General features: G+C 74.6%; 13 protein-coding genes. 7 read left to right on the top strand and 6 right to left on the bottom strand.

All coding sequences use genetic code 11. The annotated features are described in order from the left end of the window. Nucleotides 1-36 precede the first annotated feature (36 nt). Genes ACQP2P_RS40735 through ACQP2P_RS40715 form a run of 5 tightly spaced genes read left to right on the top strand, consistent with a single transcriptional unit; the run spans nt 37 to nt 6,459 of the window. Nucleotides 37-903, top strand: a complete 867-nt coding sequence (locus ACQP2P_RS40735) for a DegV family protein (protein WP_433610274.1) — start codon at nt 37-39, stop codon at nt 901-903. A 52-nt stretch (nt 904-955) separates the two neighbouring features. Continuing rightward, nucleotides 956-1,597: a helix-hairpin-helix domain-containing protein gene (locus tag ACQP2P_RS40730; RefSeq protein ID WP_433610272.1), complete on the top strand. Its 642-nt coding sequence runs from the start codon at nt 956-958 to the stop codon at nt 1,595-1,597. Further along, complete coding sequence (locus tag ACQP2P_RS40725) at nt 1,594-3,864, top strand: ComEC/Rec2 family competence protein (RefSeq protein WP_433610270.1); 2,271 nt, start codon at nt 1,594-1,596, stop codon at nt 3,862-3,864. The genes ACQP2P_RS40730 and ACQP2P_RS40725 overlap by 4 nt, the downstream gene beginning before the upstream one ends. A gap of 4 nt (nt 3,865-3,868) precedes the next feature. Beyond that, the gene (holA, locus tag ACQP2P_RS40720) at nt 3,869-4,846 is read left to right on the top strand and encodes a DNA polymerase III subunit delta (RefSeq protein WP_433619476.1); all 978 of its coding nucleotides are present in this window, start codon (nt 3,869-3,871) and stop codon (nt 4,844-4,846) included. Beyond that, on the top strand, nt 4,843-6,459 hold the full coding sequence (locus ACQP2P_RS40715; protein ID WP_433610268.1) for a hypothetical protein: 1,617 nt from the start codon (nt 4,843-4,845) through the stop codon (nt 6,457-6,459). The genes holA and ACQP2P_RS40715 overlap by 4 nt, the downstream gene beginning before the upstream one ends. A gap of 796 nt (nt 6,460-7,255) precedes the next feature. Here ACQP2P_RS40715 and rpsT read toward each other — a convergent pair. From rpsT to ACQP2P_RS40690, 5 genes are all read right to left on the bottom strand, one after another. Beyond that, nucleotides 7,256-7,525 (bottom strand): 30S ribosomal protein S20, encoded by a 270-nt coding sequence (gene rpsT, locus ACQP2P_RS40710; protein ID WP_433080116.1) that lies wholly within the window; start codon nt 7,523-7,525, stop codon nt 7,256-7,258. Nucleotides 7,526-7,916: 391 nt separating this feature from the next. Beyond that, nucleotides 7,917-9,137 (bottom strand): Ig-like domain-containing protein, encoded by a 1,221-nt coding sequence (locus tag ACQP2P_RS40705; protein ID WP_433610266.1) that lies wholly within the window; start codon nt 9,135-9,137, stop codon nt 7,917-7,919. A 250-nt stretch (nt 9,138-9,387) separates the two neighbouring features. Continuing rightward, the gene (locus ACQP2P_RS40700) at nt 9,388-11,865 is read right to left on the bottom strand and encodes an ATP-binding protein (protein WP_433610264.1); all 2,478 of its coding nucleotides are present in this window, start codon (nt 11,863-11,865) and stop codon (nt 9,388-9,390) included. Nucleotides 11,866-11,926: 61 nt separating this feature from the next. Further along, nucleotides 11,927-12,652, bottom strand: coding sequence for an ABC transporter ATP-binding protein (locus ACQP2P_RS40695; RefSeq protein ID WP_433610262.1), 726 nt, complete (start codon nt 12,650-12,652; stop codon nt 11,927-11,929). A 4-nt stretch (nt 12,653-12,656) separates the two neighbouring features. Then, on the bottom strand, nt 12,657-15,404 hold the full coding sequence (locus tag ACQP2P_RS40690; protein WP_433610260.1) for an FtsX-like permease family protein: 2,748 nt from the start codon (nt 15,402-15,404) through the stop codon (nt 12,657-12,659). 54 nt (nt 15,405-15,458) lie between these two features. On the opposite strand from ACQP2P_RS40690, the gene ACQP2P_RS40685 reads away from it, so the two are divergent. Next, nucleotides 15,459-16,040 carry a PadR family transcriptional regulator gene (locus ACQP2P_RS40685; RefSeq protein WP_433610258.1) on the top strand — a complete coding sequence of 194 codons (582 nt, stop codon included), beginning with the start codon at nt 15,459-15,461 and terminating at the stop codon, nt 16,038-16,040. On the opposite strand, the gene ACQP2P_RS40680 is transcribed toward ACQP2P_RS40685, so the two are convergent. Then, nucleotides 16,029-17,144: an NAD(P)/FAD-dependent oxidoreductase gene (locus ACQP2P_RS40680; protein WP_433610256.1), complete on the bottom strand. Its 1,116-nt coding sequence runs from the start codon at nt 17,142-17,144 to the stop codon at nt 16,029-16,031. The two genes, ACQP2P_RS40685 and ACQP2P_RS40680, sit on opposite strands and share 12 nt — an antisense overlap. Before the next feature lie 66 nt (nt 17,145-17,210). Here ACQP2P_RS40680 and ACQP2P_RS40675 point away from each other — a divergent pair, with 66 nt between their 5' ends. Continuing rightward, a complete protein-coding gene (locus ACQP2P_RS40675) occupies nt 17,211-18,203 on the top strand; it encodes a bifunctional heptose 7-phosphate kinase/heptose 1-phosphate adenyltransferase (RefSeq protein WP_433610255.1) in 993 nt (330 codons plus the stop codon). The last annotated feature ends 3 nt before the right edge of the window (nt 18,204-18,206 follow it).

Raw genomic sequence — 18,206 nt, 5'->3', positions numbered from 1 at the left:
CTTCTGGCCGTTTCCGGGATCGGCTACGGTGCGGTCATGACCCGCCCGCAGCCCGCCGTCGCCGTGGTCACCGACTCGACCGCGTATCTGCCGCCGCTGCCCGCCACCACCGGTGGCCGGCTCACCGTCGTGCCGCTCGCCGTGGTCGTCAACGGCGTGCCGGGCCTGGAGACCGCCGACATCGACTCCGCCACGGTCGCGGAGGCGCTGGGCGCGCGCCGGGTCGCCGTCACCACGTCGAGGCCGTCGCCGGAGGCGTTCGCGGAGGTGTACCGCAGGCTGCTCGACGACGGCGCGGACGCCGTGCTGTCGGTGCACCTGTCGGCGCGGCTCTCCGGCACGTACGACGCCGCGACCCTTGCCGCCGCGGACTTCGGCGGCAAGGTCGAGGTCATCGACACCGAGTCGACCGGGATGGGGCTCGGCTTCCCCGCGCTCGCCGCCGCCGAGGCGGCCGCGGGCGGGGGAACGCTCGCCGAGGTGCGCGCGGCGGCCGAGGCGGCAGCGGGGCGTACGACCACGCTGTTCTACGTCGACACGCTCGAGTTCCTCCGGCGCGGCGGGCGGATCGGGGCGGCGGCCGCGCTGCTGGGCACCGCGCTGTCGGTGAAGCCGATCCTGCACACGACCTCCGAGGGCGTCGTGGTGCGGGAGAAGGTGCGCACGGCGAGCCGGGCTTTGGCGCGTTTGGTGGATATCGCGGTCGAGTCGGCGGGATCTTCTGACGTCGATGTCGCGGTGCATCATCTGGCCGCCCCGGATCGGGCGGACGCGCTGCTCACGACGCTGAAGGAGCGCATCGGGGAGCGGCTGCGGGAGGTGTACCTGACCGAGGTCGGCGCCGTGGTCGGGGCGCACGTCGGGCCGGGCATGGTCGCGGTGGTCGTCCACAGGATTTCGTGAGTTATCCACAGGGGGCCGGCAGCGCGGATGTCGCGCGCCTAGCCTCCTGCGCATGGATCGTGTGACGCCGCTCGAGCCCGATGACGACTATCCGTGGGACGAGACCTTCCGGGAGCGCCGAAGACCTCTGACCTCCTCGTTCGATCCGGGGCGGCGCGGGGTCCGGGTGTTGCTCGTGGTAGCCGGAGTCGTGGCGTGCGTCTCGGCCGGGGTGGTGTGGTTCTCGCGGCCGCACGTGACCGCGGCGCCCTCCGTGGGCGTGTCGGCGGTCGCCGGGCCGTCGTCGGCCCCGGCGGTGCTCATCGTCTCCGTGACCGGCAAGGTGGCGCGGCCCGGGCTGGTGCGGCTGCCCGCCGGGGCGCGGGTCGCCGACGCGGTCGAGGCGGCCGGCGGGATCGTGGCCGGGGCCGACACCACCGGGCTCAACCTGGCCCGCAAGGTCGTCGACGGGGAGATGATCGCGGTCGGGGTGCCGGCCCCGCCGGTCGCCGGTCCGGGCTCCGGGCTGGTGGACCTCAACACCGCCTCCACCGCCGAGCTGCAGAAGCTGCCCGGCATCGGCGAGGTGCTGGCGCAGCGGATCGTCGAATACCGAGAGGCCCACGGCGGGTTTCGCGCGGTCACCGATCTGCGGCACGTCGAGGGCATCGGCGACGCGAAGTTCGCGCAGCTCAAGGACAAGGTCACGGTATGAGCGCCGACCTGCGGCTGGTGGGGGCGGCGCTGGGGTGCTGGTTCGCGGCGATCGGCGCGCTGTTCCTGCCCGCGGTGTGGGGCTGGGGGCTTTCCGGTGCCGCGCTGCTGGTGGTCGTCGCGATGTTCCGGGGCTCGCGCTGGGTCGTCGCCGCCGTCGCGGCCGGGGTGGCGTGCGGCGCGGCGGCCACGGCGGCGCGGGTGGGGCAGCGCGACGCCGAGCCGCTGCGGGGTCTGGCCGCCCGGCACGCGACCGTGCTCGCCGGCCTGGAGATCACCGACGACCCGCGGCTCGGGCGGGCGCACGTCGGCCGGAGCGCGACGGTGATCGTGCCGGCACGGCTCGACTGGATCGGGCTCGAACGCGACCGGGTCGAGCTGTCGTCGCGCGTGCTCGTGCTCGCGAGCGACCACGGGTGGCTGGGGCTGCTGCCGGGGCAGCACGTCCGGATCACCGGCCGGCTCTCGTCGCCGGACGGCGGGGATCTGCGGGCCGCCCTGCTGTCGGCCGACGGGGCGCCGGAGCTGCTCGGACGGGCGCCGTGGGTGCAGCGGGCGGCCGGGTCGCTGCGCGCCGGGCTGCAGCGGGCCTGCCGGGGGCTGCCGGCCGAGCCGGGCGGGTTGCTGCCGGGGCTCGTCGTCGGGGACACCAGCCGGCTCGATCCCGCGCTCGCCGACGACTTCAAGACGACCGGGCTCACGCACCTGACCGCCGTGAGCGGGGCGAACCTGGCAATCGTGGTCGGGCTGGTGCTCGTCCTGGTGCGGTGGTGCCGGGCCGGGCCGCGGGTCGCCGCGCTCGTGTGCGTGGTCGCGCTGGCCGGGTTCGTGGTGCTCGTGCGGCCCTCGCCGAGCGTGCTGCGGGCCGCGGCCATGGGCGGGCTGGCGCTCGTCGCGCTCGCGCTCGGACGGCCCCGGGCGGCGGTGCCGGCGCTCGCCACCGGGGTGCTCGGGCTGGTCGTCGTCGACCCGGAGCTCGCCGTGGACGCCGGGTTCGCGCTGTCGGTGCTGGCCACCGGCGGCCTGGTGCTCATCGCGCCGGGCTGGACCGAGGCGCTGCGGGCGCGGGGCTGGCCGCGGGTGGCGGCCGAGGCGCTCGCGGTGCCGGCCGCGGCGCAGGCGGCGTGCGCGCCGGTGATCGCGGCGATCTCGGCCGGCGTCAGCCTGACCACGATCCCGGCCAACCTGCTCGCGGCGCCCGCGGTCGCGCCGGCCACGATCGCCGGGCTTCTGGCGGCGGTACTGTCGCCGGTGCTGCCGTCCGTGGCCGCCTTCGCCGCCTGGGTCGCCTCCTGGCCGGCCCGCTGGCTCGTGTTCGTCGCCCATCGCGGGGCCGACGTGCCGGCCGGGCTGCTGCCGTGGCCCGGCGGGACGGGCGGCGGGCTGCTGCTCGGGGCGCTCATCGCGGCGCTGCTGGCCGGGTTCCGGTGGCCCGTCGTGCGGCGCTGGGTGCTCGTCGCCGCCGTGGCGGTCGTGCTCGGGGCCGTGCCCGTGCGCTTCCTCGCCGCCGCGTGGCCGCCGCGCGGGTGGCTCGTCGTGGCCTGCGACGTCGGGCAGGGCGACGCGCTCGCCGTCGCCGCCGGTCCGGGTGCGGCCGTGGTCGTCGACACCGGACCGGCCCCGGACCCGGTGGACGGGTGTCTGCGGCGGCTCGGCGTGCGGCGGGTGCCGTTGCTGGTCATCAGCCACTTCCACGTCGACCACGTCGGCGGGCTCGACGGGGTGCTGCGCGGGCGGCAGGTCGACGGGCTGCTCGCGCCCGCGTTCGCGGAACCGGCCGGGGCCCGCTCGGCGGTGCTCGCGCGCGGGATGCCCGCCGTCGCGGCGCCGGCGGGCTCCGCGCTGACGGTGGGCGCGGTGCGGCTCGAGGTGCTCGGGCCGGTGCGTCCGGTGACCGGGACCCGGTCGGATCCGAACAACAACTCGCTCGTGCTGGCCGTCTCGGCCGGCGGGTTGCGGATCCTGCTCACCGGCGACGCGGAGACCGAGGAGCAGCTCAGTCTGCTCGGGCTGGACCTGCGCGCCGACGTGCTGAAGGTCGCGCACCACGGCTCCGCGTATCAGGCGCCGGAGTTCCTCGCGGCGGTGCGGCCCCGCGTGGCGCTGGTCAGCGTGGGGGTGGGCAACGACTACGGGCATCCGAACCCCTCGTTGATGGCGGCGCTGGCCCGGGACGGGGCTCGGGTCATGCGGACCGATCAGCTGGGGGACCTGGCCGTCGTGCGCGACGGCTCCGGGCACCTCGCGGTCGCGGCCCGGGATGCGTGACACGATGGGCCGCGTGTCGAACCTTCCGCGCCTTCGCCTGGTGATCGGCGACGAGGAGCTGCTCGTCTCCCGCGCCGTCGCCGAGACCATCGCCGCCGCCCGTGCCGAGGAGCCCGACACGGAGGTGCGGCAGCGGGCCGGCGGGGAGCTGGTCGCCGGGGAGCTGGCCGAGATGCTGAGCCCCTCGCTGTTCGGCGGGCGGCGCGTCATCGTCGTGCTCGACGGGCAGGACGCGAAGAAGGACGTCTCGGCGGCGCTGACCGCCTACGCGAAGGCGCCCGAGGACGACGTCGTGCTCGTGGTCACGCACGCCGGCGGGGCCAAGGGCAAGGCGCTCGCCGACGGCATGAAGGCGGCCGGCGCCGACGTCGTGCCCGCCGCGAAGATCGGCAAGCACCGCGAGCGGGTCGACTTCGTCAAGAACGAGATCCGGCGGCAGGGCGGCAAGATCGGCGACGACGCGGCCGAGGCGCTGCTCGCGGCGGTCGGCAACGACCTGCGGGAGATCGTCGCGGCCTGCTCGCAGCTCGTCGCCGACACCGGCGGGCGGATCGACGCCAAGATCGTCGCGCAGTACTACAAGGGCCGCGCCGAGGTGTCCGGCTTCAGCGTCGCCGACGCCGCGATGGTCGGCGACACGGCCGGCGCGCTGGAGGCGCTGCGGTGGGCGCTGCACGTCGGCGTCGACCCCGTGCCGATCGCCGACGCCATCGCCGACGGGGTCCGGACGGTCGCCCGGGTGGCCTCCGCCGGCAAGGGCAGCGCATACCAACTCGCCGGGAGTTTGGGAATGCCTCCGTGGAAGGTCGAACGCGCGCAGCGCCAAGCCCGTGGCTGGACGGCCGAGGCGCTCGTTGATGCCATGCGAGCGGCTGCAGAGTGCAACGCCGCCGTGAAGGGTGGATCGGATGACCGCGGCTATGCCCTCGAGCGGGCGGTGTTCGCAGTGGTCGCTGCGCGCGGTGGAGGAATAGGACGATGACGACGAGCAACGGGTTCGCGCAGCAGGCTCCGCTCTATGTCCGTGCGCTGCGGCTTCGGCACCTGCACGTGGGCGGGTTCGTGAGTTTCCTGCTGTTCGAGTGCATGATCGCCGCCGGGGTGCTGCTGGCGCTGGCCGAGTTGGTCAGCTGGTGGGCGGTCCCGGTCCTGCCGGCCGTCGTGGCGATCATGGTCAAGGTCAACGACATGGTCATCGGCGGGTCCCGCCGCGCCCGTGCATTGGCGCGCGAGGCGGAGCGGGGTTCACCCGATCGGGCGTCCTCCACTCGGGTGGATCCGGATGACCGCATCGGCGAGCCGGCCTCGGTTCCCCGGCGTACCACGACCGCGCTCGACCGCGCCGAGATCGCCCGCGCCGGGCGGACGGCGGCTCGGTCGGGTTCCGACGCGTCCGCGGCCCGGTCCGGCGCGTCTGCCGGTCGATCCGACGCGTCCGCGGCTCGCGCCGGCGCCGAGGCGTCCGCCGCTCCCGCGACGGCCCCGGCCGTGCGGACGCGGACCGTCGAGCCTCCGGCGCAGCGCAAGAAGGTGGGGGTCATCAAGATCTCCGTGCCGCCGAAGGACGCGGGGTCCCGGCACGCGGCCGACGACGACGGGAACCGGGAGGTGCTCGACGCCGGCTACGGGATCTCGCCCGCCTCGGACGACGCTGCCGTCCCCGTGGTGGAGGCCCCGGCTTCGTATGCTCCGGAGCCTGCGTACGCCTCGGAGGTCCCGGCTTCGCATGCGCTGGAGGCGGCCGGCGAGGAGTGGACCGACACCGACTCGCACGGGTTCCAGCGGTCGCGGCCCCTGCACCCGTCGGAGTGGAGCGACCGGCCGGCGCAGGATCGCCGCGGCGACCAGCCGGTGCAGAACCGCTGGCGCGACCAGCCGGCGCAGGACCCTTGGGCGGAGCAGGCGGCCGCGAGCGTCGCCGAGCCCGTGCGCGATCCGGCGCCGATGGACTGGCCGACCGAGACCGACGCGTGGGGCGACCGGGCGGCGTGGACCGCCCCGGCCGTCTCGAGCGCGCAGGCGCAGGCCAACTGGGGCGACGAGACGGCGTGGGGCGATCGGGCGGCGTGGGAGGCCGGGGAGTACGGGCGCGGGGCGCAGTACTCGGCCGCGGCCGGCGCCGGCGAATGGGACGACGAGACCGGGTTCGCCGACCAGGCGGCCTGGGGCACGCCGACGCGCTCGCCGTACGGGTCCGGATCGCTGTACGGGTCCGGCTCGTCGTGGGGTGCGTGGGAGCCGGGGGCGCCCGACTACGTCTCGGACTACACCGGGGAGAGCACGGGGCCGCAGCAGGCGGCTCGCGATCTGGCGGCGCGCGGGGAGGCGTACCGGTCGGGGGAGTCCACCGGTGGGCACCGGCGCCATGACGAGGAGCAGAACCACGGGCACGACACCCGGCCGCTGCACCGGGAGACGCCTGGGCGGCACGCTCGGCCGCAGACGCCTCCGCCCGGGCGGCGGCGGTCGGACGAGACGGACAACGTGACGTCGGGGCATTTCGGCTCGGGGCGGCACGCGGATCGGGGCTGGCGGTCGGATGACGAGCTGGCTCGGCAGCGTACGGGTGGGGTCAACCAGGGGCGGTTCGCCTGAAGCTTCTGCCGCCGGCTCGCCGTTGCGGGCCGGCATGTAACCGGTAAATCCGATTTATCCGGCATGTGAGTGTCGGTGGTGTGGCCTTGGAGGATCGGCGGGCTTCGGCTCTCCGGTGTTCCAGGGCCACTTTTGTGCTCGGGGGCTTCGGGGCTTCCCGGGCTTCGGCGCGCTGCTCGGCGGAGGCGTGAGCTGGGGCGCGACCTGGGGGCTGAGGTGCCGCGGGATGCGATGGCGGCGGTGGGGCGCGGCCGGCGACGAGGGTGGGCGAGGTCCCAGGTGCCGGGGAGCTGGTGGCGGCGGCGGGACGGATGGGCGGTGCAACGACGTCCGGTGCGGCCGTGCGGTGGGTGGGCGGTGCGGGGTCTTACGGGCGGTGGGCCGGTGTGGCCGTGCGGTGGGTGGGCGGCGCGGGGTCTCGCGGGCGGCGGGCCGGTGGTGGTGCGGGCGATTGGCGGCGCAGCAGTTCGCTGAGCTGCGGCCCGGTGCGGTGCGGTGCGGCGCTCGGGGGCGCCGTGCGTGGGAGCCGATGGTCCGTGGGGCGCGGCCGGGTGCGCTGCGGCGGTGCGGCGGCGCGGATGTTCGCGCCCGCGGGCGGGCAGGGAGCGCAGGCTGGGCTCCCTCGCCGACCGGGTGGGGCTGGCCGTGTTGATGCGGCCGTGGCGGTGCGGATGTTCGGCCTGGCCGCGTCGGTGTGGCCAGGGCGGTGCCGTCCTGGGGCCGGGCACGGCGAAAGCGCCGCTCCACCTGGGTGGGCGGCGCTTTCCGCAGGGCTCGTGAGCTGCTGCTGCTCCGGTCAGGCGGAGGTCAGGCCGTGCAGCTTCTTGGTGATGGCCGACTTGCGGTTGGCGGCCTGGTTCTTGTGGATCACGCCCTTGCTGGCGGCCTTGTCCAGCTTGCGGGAAGCGTCACGGAGCAGCGCGGCGGCGGTGTCGTTGTCGCCGGCGGCGGTCGCCTCGTGGAACTTGCGGATGGCCGTCTTCAGCGACGACTTCACCGACTTGTTGCGCAGGCGGCGCTTCTCGTTCTGCCGGTTGCGCTTGATCTGGGACTTGATGTTCGCCACGCGACAGCCTCGTCTTGATAGCTCGGGTTGGATTCCTTGAGCGCATGGCACGACGGCGCGTCACCTAGCGCGATGAATCAGGCTACCAGGTCACCCCGCAGCCAGCCAAAACGGGCCGCGTCCGAAAGGGGGCCGCGGAGGCGCCGGGACCGGCGAGGCGGGAGGTCGGGAAGGGGCGGCGGGAGAGTCGGGGCCGGTGGAAGTGCGGCGGTCGAGAAGGTGGCGGGAGGGTCGGGGCGGCGGAAGTGCGGCGGTCGGGTAGGAGTGGCGGGAGAGTCGCGGCCGGTGCAAGTGCGGCGGTCGAGGAGGGAGGTGCATGTGCCGGAGCAGGGAACCGGCGCCGCCTCCGAGGGGGAGGGGCGCCGGTGTCCGAGGGGGCTTCGATCGCAGATCAGAGGGCGCTGCCCTTCACGTACTGGTCCCAGGGGAGCTCCCAGTCCGTCCAGCCGTCGCCGTACTTCACGCGCTCTTCGGTGCCCTTCACGATCACCGGGTCGCCGATGTGGGTCACGCCGTAGAGCCACTGGGCCAGCTCCAGGCTCACGTTGACGCAGCCGTGGGAGACGTTGCGCTTGCCCTGGTCGGGGACGGACCAGGGGGCGGCGTGGATGTACTGGCCGCTCCACGTGATGCGCTGCGGGAACTGGACCTTGGTGCGGTAGCCGTCAGGGGAGTCGACGGGCACGCCGTAGGTGGAGGAGTCGAACCACTCCCACTCGTTCTTCACCATCACGATGAAGTTGCCGCTGTCCGAGGGGTTGCTCGGCTTGCCGAGGCTGATCGGCATCGTCTTGAGGACCACGCCGTCCTCGGTCACGGTCATCTTCTTCGTCGCGTTGTCGGCTTCCATGATGAGCTTCTTGCCGACGGTGGCATCGACGGTGAGGTCCTGCTGCGCGTACGACTTGTTGCCCAGCGACACCCCGCCCAGCGCGGCGCGCAGCTTCAGCTTGGTGCCGGCCTGCCAGTACTCCTTCGGGCGGTAGTGCACCTCCTTGGCGCTGAACCAGTTCCAGCTGCCCTCCTGCGGCGGGTCGGAGGACATGAACAGCCGGCGCTGGACCGCGGCCCGGGCGTCCTTGGGCACGTCGTTGGCGAAGTTCAGGATCATCGGCATGCCGACGCCGACGACCTGGTTGTCGCCGACCTGGCTGGTGACCCGGACCAGGTTCGAGGGCTTGGCCATCGTGGTGAACCTCACCTCGCCGGTGGCGCCGTCGGCCTTCACGGTCGCGGTGTACTCGGTGGCCCATTTGAGCTGTTTGTCCGGCACCCAGTGCACGCCGCCGGCCGCGGGGGACGACGCCTCCGCCGACGGGCCGGCCGGTGAGGCGGACTTCGACGGCTGCTGGTCGACCGCGTTGCCCGTGATGGTCGCGCCGGACGCGTCCTTCAGGGTCACCTCGGCCGACTCGGGGGCGTTGAAGACGAGGTCGAGGGCCGTGGAGACATCCTTCGCGCCGTCGGCCGGCGAGGTGATCGGGATCTTCTTGCTTTCGGCGGGGCCTCCGGAGGTACCGCTGCCGGGGCTCTTCCACGAGGTATCGGAGTTCGAGCATGCGCTGAGTGCCAACGCGCTCACCACCAGCAACGACAACCATCGAGACCGCATGCACCCAGCTTGCCCGATGCGCGCAAAGCGGCAAACGCGCCGAGCGGACTCGCGCGGTGGACGGCCCTTCGGGGGCGGTGGGGCGGTAGGCGCGCGGCGAAGCCCCGATGCGCGTAAGGCGGCAAACGCGTCGAGCGGACTCGCGTGGTGGACGGCCCTTCGGGGGCGGCGGGGCGGAAGGCGCACGACGAAGCCCCCCGTGCGCGTAAGGCGGCAAACGCGCCGAGCGGACTCGCGTGGTGGACGGCCTTCAGGGGCAGTAGGCGGGTAGGCGCACGACGAAGGTGGTGCCCGGTTTGTCGCCGTGATCCGTCACCGTGATGCTGCCGCCGTGGCGCTCGACCACTGTGCGGCTGATCGCCAGGCCCAGGCCGGTGCCCGGTACGCCCTGGTTGCGGATGTTCGAGCCGCGGAAGAAGCGCTCGAAGAGCCGCGACCGCTCCTCCTGCGGAATCCCGACCCCGGTGTCGACCACGTGCAGGGTGACGCCGGCCACGTCGCTGTCCAGGCGGATCTCGACGCGGCCGCCCGCGGGCGTGAACTTCACCGCGTTGGTCACGAGGTGGTCGACGACCTTGCGCAGGCGCGGGAGGTCGCCGGCGACGGGGGCGGCGCCTTCGGGCAGGACGACCGTGACGTCGAGGTCCTTCTCGCGCGCGGCCTGGGCGTTGGCGCCGGCGACCTCGCGCACCACGGCGGCGAAGTCCAGCGGGCGCTCGACCATGGTGACGTAGCCGCTCTCCAGGCCGGCGAGGTCGAGCAGGTCGTCGATGATGGCGCGCAGGTTCTCCGCGTTGCGCGCGATCACGGCCAGGAACTGCTCGCGCGTGGCCTCGTCGTCGTGGTCGTCGTGCAGGAGCAGCTCCGTGTACGACGAGATCGACGTCAGCGGCGTGCGCAGCTCGTGGCCGACCAGCGCGATGAACTCGTCCTTCGTGCGGGCCAGCTGCTTCGCGAGGTCCTCGGCCCGGCGCCGCTCCAGGAACTGTCCCACGTGCGCCGCGATGCCCGACAGCAGCGCGATCAGGGACTGCTCGGGCTCCTCGGCGGCGTCGCCGAAGAAGCTCAGCGTGCCGGTGACCCCGGAGCCGTCGCGGATCGGGATCGCCAGGCCCACGCGCAGCCCGTGCTTGGCCAGCGAGGGCACGTTGAGGTGGCTGTTGACCGCGGAGATGTCGGGGATCCACGTCGGCTGGCCCGTCTCCCACGCCACGCCCGAGACGCCCTTGCCGGGGGCGAGCGGGTCCGGGTAGGGGATCTCGTACCCCGGCTCCGTCCACATCGCCGCGTTGCGCAGCACGTTGCCGACCTTGTCCACGAGCCACATCTCCGAGTGCGGCCAGCGCAGCGTGCGCGCCACGGTCTCCAGCAGCTCGGGGCCGGCCTGCTGAATGGTCGGGGCCTGCTCCAGGATGCGCGACACGGCCAGCTCGCACTCGATGAGCCGCTGGGCCCGGCGGCGGTCGGTGACCTCGTGCAGGGCCGCGACCGCGCCGAGGCGGGTGCCGTCGGAGTCGCGGATCGGCTGGGCGTTCACGGTGAACGAGCGGCGCGGCCGGTCCGGCAGGTGGATGACGTACTCGGCGTCGCGGATGTGCTCGCCGCGGAAGGCGCGGGTGAGCGGCATGTCCTCGCCGCTGATCGGCTCGCCGCCCGGGGCGCTGCGCAGCGCGGTCCAGGCGTCCTGGGCGGAGCCGTCGGCGTCGTGGCCGGCGATCTCCCGCATCGCGCGGTTGAACAGGATCAGCTTGCCCCGCTCGTCGCTGGCGACCACGCCGGCGTCGAGGTTGTCCAGCAGGGCGGAGAGGAAGTGGCGTTCGCGGGCGAGCTGCCGCTCGGCGGTGACGCGCTCGCTGATGTCGTAGATGAACGCGTGCGCGTGCCGCCCGAGCGGGCCCTCGACGACGTTGAGCGTGAGCTCGACGGGGAACTCGTCGCCGGCGCGGTTCACGGCGTACAGCTGCAGACGCTGGCCGAGGAGCCGGGGCAGCCCGCCGCGGGCCAGGCGCACGAGCCCGGCGCGGTGGGCCGCCCGGAAGCGCTCGGGGATGATCAGCTCGTGCACGTGCTGGCCGATCGCCTCCGCGGCGGTCCAGCCGAAGGTGCGCTCGGCCGCGCGGTTCCAGCGCGTGATCTCGCCGGACAGCTCGATGGCGACGAAGGCCTCCAGGGCCGTCTCCAGCACGGCGTCGGTCTCGGCGGCGGCGAGCGCGATGTCCTCGCGCGATGCCTCCGCGGCCAGCATGAGCTCGATGAGCCCGGCGCACTCGGCGATCGCGGCGATGTCGTCGTCGGTCCAGTGCCGCGGCACCGAGTCGGTCACGCACACCGCGCCGAGCGTGTTCCCGGCGGCGTCGTGGACGGGCTGGCCGAGGTACGCCGTGATGTGCCGGCTGGTCACCACGCCCAGGTCGCGCAGCACGGGGTCCTCGCGCGCGTCGCGGACCACCAGTGCGGAGTCCTCGCTGACCACGAACTGGCAGAAGGAGCTCGTGGCCGGCTCGGCGTGCACCTGGTCGAGGTCCGGCGGCAGCCCGTGCCGGCCGACCACGTGCATGCGCTCGTCGTCGACGAGCGTGAGCAGGCCGACCGGGGCGACCACCGAGCGGGCGGCCAGCCGGACGAGGCCGTCGACCGGGGCCGACGAGGAGCTCAGGAGCAGGTGTGCGCGGCGCAGGGCGCGCAGTCGTTCGGGCTGCGCGAGCACGCCGGTATCGAGTTGCGGCATACCACCCCCAGCCCGCAAATACGTACCAGCGATCGTACTCGCGAAATGGTGCATTTCCCGGCTAAAGCCGCAGCTGGGTGGCGCGCGCCAGCGTGGATTCGGGAGGCTCGCCGGTCGTGAGGTCGATGTCCTCGTCGATCCGGCCGTCGCCGAGGCGGACCAGCCGGTCGCAACGGGCCGCGACGGCCTGCTCGTGCGTGGCCAGCAGCACCGTCATGCCGTGCTGCTCGCGCAGCTCCAGCAGCAGGTCGAGGATCTGCGTGCCGTGGGCCGAGTCGAGGTTGCCGGTCGGCTCGTCGGCCAGCAGGAGCCGCGGCGAGCCGATGAGCGCCCGGGCGATCGCGACCCGCTGCTGCTGGCCGCCGGAGAGCTGGGCCGGCAGCGACCGCTCCCGCCCGGCGAGCCCGACCGCGTCGAGCAGTTCCCGCGCGCGGGCACGCTTGTCGAACCCGACCTTGAACGGCAGCACCGGGGCGATCACGTTGTCCAGCGCGGTGAGGGCGGGCAACAGGTGGTACCGCTGGAAGACGAACCCGACGGTGCGCCGGTACTGCGACAGCCTCCGCCGCCGCAGCCCCGTCACCTCCACCCCGTCGACCACGATCGAGCCGGCGTCGGCGGACTCGATCGCGCCGACCAGGTGCAGCAGCGTGGACTTGCCCGAGCCGCTCGGCCCGGTGACGGCGGTGAAGCTGCCCGCGGCGACCTCCAGCGAGAGCTCGTCCGCGGCGACGATGTCCTGGAAGCGCTTGGTGAGCCCGTTGACCGACAGCGCGGCACCTGACATGGCGTTACTCCTCGGCGAGCAGGCGGGCGGTGGGCAGGCGCTGCAGCAGCAGCGCGGGGACGATCGCGGCCGCGGTCGCGACCAGGGCGCCGCCGGCGAGCGCGGCGGCCGCGGTCCAGAGCAGGCCGACGGTCACGGCGCCGACCAGCCAGGCCGCGCCGCCGAGGCCGAGGCCGGCGCCGAGCAGGCCGCCGAGCACGCCGATGCCGAAGCCCTCGGCGGCGACCAGGCGGGTCAGCGCGCCGGCCGTCCAGCCGGTGGCGCGCAGCGTGGCAAGCTCGGCCGAGCGGTCGCGGATGTTGAGGTACAGCACGTCGGCGACGGCGAGGGCGCCCAGCAGTACCGTGGCGGCCACCGCGATCGTGTCGACCGATCGCACCTGGAGCGACACGGCGTCGCCGAGCAGCGTGCCGACGATCGCGCCGTGGAAGGCGAAGGTGATCGCGCCGAGGACGGTCGCCGCGGTGATCCCGATCGCCAGCGCGCCCGCGCCGAGCATGGTCCGCCCGGGCACGCGCAGCAGGTTGCGCAGGCCCAGCCCGATCGGCCCGCGCGGGCGGCCGGCCCGGCGGGGGCGCAGCACCACGGGTCGCAGCCCCTTCGCCGGCCGTGCGCGAGCCGCGGACAGCGCCGGGAGCAGCCCGGCCAGAAGAGCCAGGAGCAGCGCGATCGGTACCGCCAGCAGCCCCCGCCCCCAGGGAACCCGCACGTCGAGCAGGTAGCCGAGCGGACCTGCGAGCAGCATCGTCCCGGCGCCCGCGACCAGCCCGATCGCGGCGACCTCGCCGAGCACGACGCCGAACACGCGCCGGGCCGGCCAGCCGAGCGCGGTCAGCGTCGCGAGCTCGGTGCGCCGGTCGCGTACCCCGGCCGTGACCGCGTTGGCCAGGAACAGCGCGCAGACCACGAGTACCAGGACGAACAGCACGACGCTCTTGCGGTCCACGGCGCTCACGATCGCCGCGGCGACCCCCTTGCGGGTCCACAGCTCCGACAGCCGCAGCGCCGGCCGGCCGAACTGCCCGGCCGAGACGTCCACGAGCTGGGGCTGCGGCGAGGAGCCGTAGGTGATGTCGACGTCGAGGCCGGTCGCGGCCGCGATGCGCTCGGCCACGACCCGCACCCGCTCCCGCGCGGCCGCGTCGAAGCCGTGCACGCCGGCCACCCGCACCCGCACGGCCGAGACGGGCGCCTTGGCCGCGGTGCTCAACCCGGCCTCGGCGTAGACCTGGTCGAGCAGGTCGAGGCTGGTCAGCAGGGTCGGCGGGGTGGCCAGATAGGCGGCCGGGTTGCCGTCGGGCAGCAGCGCGCCGCCGCCGAGCAGGTCGCGGCTGCGCTGGTCGCCGCCGGTGGCCACAGGGGCCTGGTAGGTCTCCATCGGGACCTTGCTCAGCGGGTCGAACGCCTGCACCTTGGCCGGGTCGTAGAGCCCGACGGTCCGGGCGAGGCCGAGGTTCGTCGACTGGCTGATGGTGCGGTACGAGGTGTCGTAGATCTGCCACGGCACGTGGACGCCGGACTCGTCCCGCAGCCGCCAGGCCTCCGGGTTGCTCGGGACCGGGACGGCGGTGAGCGAGCCGTCCGGGTTCTCGGTGTAGTCGACGCCGCCCGTGAGCATGAACGGGGCCAGGTACTGCTGCGAGCCGAGCTCCTGCGGGTCGGCCTGCACCGTCCGCGTCTCCAGCACCGGGCCGGTGATCGCGTCGAGCGCGGCCAGCGCGTGCGCGGGGGTGTCGCCCGGCGGCGGCTCGCTCAGCGGCACCCGGCTCAGGCCGATGCGGATGCCGTTGTCCGGGTACGGCCGCTCGACGGAGAGCACCGGCAGCGTGGCCAGGTTCATCGGCGGCTTCTTGGGCTCCACCCGGTCGTCGGGGCCGAACCAGTGCCCGGCGGTGACCGCCCGGTCCAGCCCGACCAGCCGCGCCTCGGCCTGCGGGTCGACCGCGGCGAGCAGCAGCGGGGTCTTCCAGTACAGGAAGGCCTCGGCGGTGTCGGTGGTGACGAGCGCGTCGCCGTTCTCGCCGGCCGAGCCGCGCTGGAACCGGCCGTCCGGCAGGAGCTGGTAGATGTCGAGGCGGGTGCCCTGCAGGTCGTTCATCAGGTTCGACATCTCGCCCTGGTCGATCCAGTCGCAGACCGGCCGGCCGTCCTCGAGGACGGGCACCGTGTCGGCGCACAGGTCGCGGCCGTTGCGCACGGAGCCGTCGCTGTACTCCACCCGGGACGAGCCGGCCCCGTTCATCTTCGGCCAGGCGAGGGCGTGCTTGGTGATGTAGACGAACTGGGCCCGGCCCCTGGCGGTGCTCAGCTCGCGGTCGGCGAGGAACGTCCGGTCGACGCGGATCAGCTGCCGGTCGAGCGAGCGGTCGACCAGGCCGGTGATGTCCGCGAAGGCGAGGCGGCTCTGGTTGCCGTAGCCGGCCATCGCGATCGGGGCGGCGACGTCCACGCCGTCGAGGGCGGCGATCCGGGCCACCTGATCGCGGGTGATCCCGCCGTAGATGCCGCTGAGCGAGTTCGGGCGGACCTTCTGCCGGTCGTCCTCCAACGGCGTGCGGGCGCCCCGGGGCCGCACCAGCACCTGGTAGGCGGCGGCGGCCGACCGGTTCACCTCGCCGGTGACCTCCAGCCGGGCGGTATCGGTCGCCCCGGTGAGCACGGTGAAGCCGGTGGTCGCCACCAGGATGCCGAGCAGCAGCGCCACCGACCTCGCCGTGCGCCCCCGTAGATGCGCCCAGATGAATGGGATCACGCGCCTACTCTGTCGCAATGCATTGTGACAATGCAAGGGGTAGCATCTCGGGGCATGCCGATCCATCACGCGGTGCTGTCGCTGTTGTCGCACGGGCCGAGCTACGGCTACGAGCTCAAGGGCGCGTTCGAGACGGCGGTCGGCCCGCAGTGGGGACCGCTGAACATCGGCCACCTCTACCAGATCCTGGACCGGCTCTCCCGCGACGGGATGGTGGTCTCGCAGCGCCGCGCCCAGGCGGTCAAGCCGGACCGGGTGGTCTACGAGATCACCGATGCCGGCCACGAGGAGCTGGGGCGCTGGCTCGGCGAGGCGTCCCCGCGCAGCGGCGGCTTCCGCGACGACTTCTTCCTGAAGGTGACGGCCGCGGCCCGCTCCGGCGACGCGGACACGGTCAAGACGGTGCTGTCGCAGCAGCGGACGTATCTCATGCGCGAGCTGCGCAACCTCGACGGCCTGCGGCGCAAGGCGGAGGACCCGGTGGTGGCCCTGCTGCTCTCGGCCGCGGCCCGGCACGTGGAGGCCGACCTGGCGTTCGTCGAGGACGCCGACCGTGCCCTGCTGCGCACCCCCGGCGGCCTGCCCGTCGCCGTGCCGAGGACCCCGGCCGCCGAGGGGCTGCGTTCAGCGGGGTAGGAGCGACTCGGGGCGCAGGCCGGGGATCTCGAACGGCTCACCCAGCAACTGGGCCGCGGCCAGCCGGGCCAGGGCGGGCGCGGTCTGGATGCCGGTGCCGCCGAGACCCGCGAACCAGAAGAGGCCGTCCTGCTCCGGGTCGGGGCCGACGACCGGGTTGCGGTCGGGGGCGAAGGTGCGCAGGCCCGCCCAGCTGGTGCGGACGCGGGCGAGGTGCAGGGTCGTCGCGGCCGTCACGCGCTCCACGGCCACGGTCACGTCCTGGGGCGCGGCCTCGGCGTCCGTGGGCGGGCTCGGGGTCTCGTCGGCGGCGGAGATCAGCAGGCCGCCGCGCTCCGGGCGGAAGTAGAAGCGGTTCGCCACGTCCAGGACCAGGGGCCAGGCCGGCCCGACGCCGTCCGCGGAGGCGATCGCGACCGTGCGGCGGTAGCTGGTCAGGCCGGCCCCCCGAACCTCCAGCCGGGCCGCGACCGCGTCCGCCCAGGCCCCGGCGGCGTTGACGATCCGGGTCGCGGTCAGCTCGCCGCGGTCGGTCGTGACCGTCCACCGTCCGCGGGTCGCGTCCCAGGTGCCGGACTCGAGGCCGATCGCGGTGCGCAGGACGGCGCCGGCGGCGCCGGCGCGGTCGCGGTACTGCTGCTGCAGCGCATCCACGTCCACGTCCTGGGCGGTGCGCTCCACCGCGGCCCGGGCCGCGGCCTCGGGGCGCAGCGCGGGGCAGAGGGTGCGGGCGGCCGCCGGGTCGACGGCGCGCAGGGACGGGTTCGCGGTCAGCAGCGCGTTGACGGCGCCGAGGTGGTCCTCGTCGGCCAGCCAGATCACCGGGCGGGCCCGCAGCAGGGGCATGCCGGACTCGGCGCCGAGCGCGTCGAGGATGGTGCGGGAGGCGCGGGCGAGGGCGCGCTGCTCGGGCGAGCCCAGGCTCTCCGACAGCGCGGCGATCGAGCGCCCGGTCGCGTGGTAGGCGAACTGGTTCTCCCGTTCGAGCAGCACGATACGCAGCTGCGGGCGGGTCCCGCCCGAGCGCTCCACCATCCGGCCGTCCAGCTCGGCGAGCTCCGCGGCGAGGGACAGGCCGGCGATGCCCCCGCCGATGATCGCCACGTCTGCGTGTTCGATGGTCCGATTGTCGCAGGGAATGAAGCGCGCCGGGCCGGGTAGCGGCGGCCGGTGCAGATCTCAGGCAAGTTCGCCGCGCTGGCCGAGGGCTGGCGCGACGCCGCGGTCCTCGTCGTCGGGGACGCGTTGCTCGACGGTTGGCTGTGCGGCGCCCCGGTCCGCCTGAGCCGGGAGGCGCCGGTGCCCGTGATCGCACTGGACGCCACCCGTGAGGTGTGCGGCGGCGCGGCCAACACCGCGGCGAACTTCGCCGCGCTCGGCGGCCGGACCACGCTGGTCGGGGCCGTCGGCGACGACGACGCCGGGGCCCGGCTGCGCACCTGCGTCTGGGATGCGGGCGTGGCCGACCGGCTCGTGACCGCGGTCGGCCGCCGGACGGTCACCAAGCGGCGGGTGGTCGCGGACGGGTACGTCCTGGTCCGCTTCGACGACGGCGACACCGGCCCGCTGAGCCCGGTCGCGGCCGAGACGCTGCTGCGCCGGCTCGAGGAGACGCTGGGCACCGAGCCGCGCCCGGACGCGGTCGTCGTGTGCGACCACGGCTCCGGCACGCTCGGGCCGCGGGTGCGGGAGCTGCTCGCGGCCCGCCGCCTCGACCTGCCGCTCTTCGCCGTGGACGCGCACGACCTGGCCCCGTGGGCGTCGACCGGGCCGGACCTGGTCACCCCGAACCGGGCCGAGGCCGCGCGGGTGCTGGGCCGGGTGTCGGACCGGGAGGCGCCCGGCTTCGACCGGGAGCGCGACCGCGGCCAGCTGCTGCGGCGCACGGGCGCGGCCGTGGTCGCGGTGACGCTCGACGCCGAGGGCTCGGCGGTGCTCAGCCTCGACGGGGAGACGGTCGCCACCGCCGCGCCGCCCGCGCCGGTCGCGCACGCGGCCGGGGCGGGCGGGGCATACCTGGCCGGGTTCGTGCTCGCGCGGCTGGCCGGCGCCGGGCTGGCCGACTCCGCGGACGTTGCGCAGCGTTGCGCTTCCATGGCGATCCGTGGCGTCGGGACGGCCGTGGTTCCGGAGGGACTCGGCCTGCCGGAGCGGGTGATATAAATT

This window comes from Dactylosporangium sp. CA-139114 (assembly GCF_050955725.1).
GTDB lineage: Bacteria > Actinomycetota > Actinomycetes > Mycobacteriales > Micromonosporaceae > Dactylosporangium.
The sequence above is the reverse complement of the archived record's forward strand: the minus strand, read 5'-3'. Positions and strand labels throughout refer to the sequence as shown.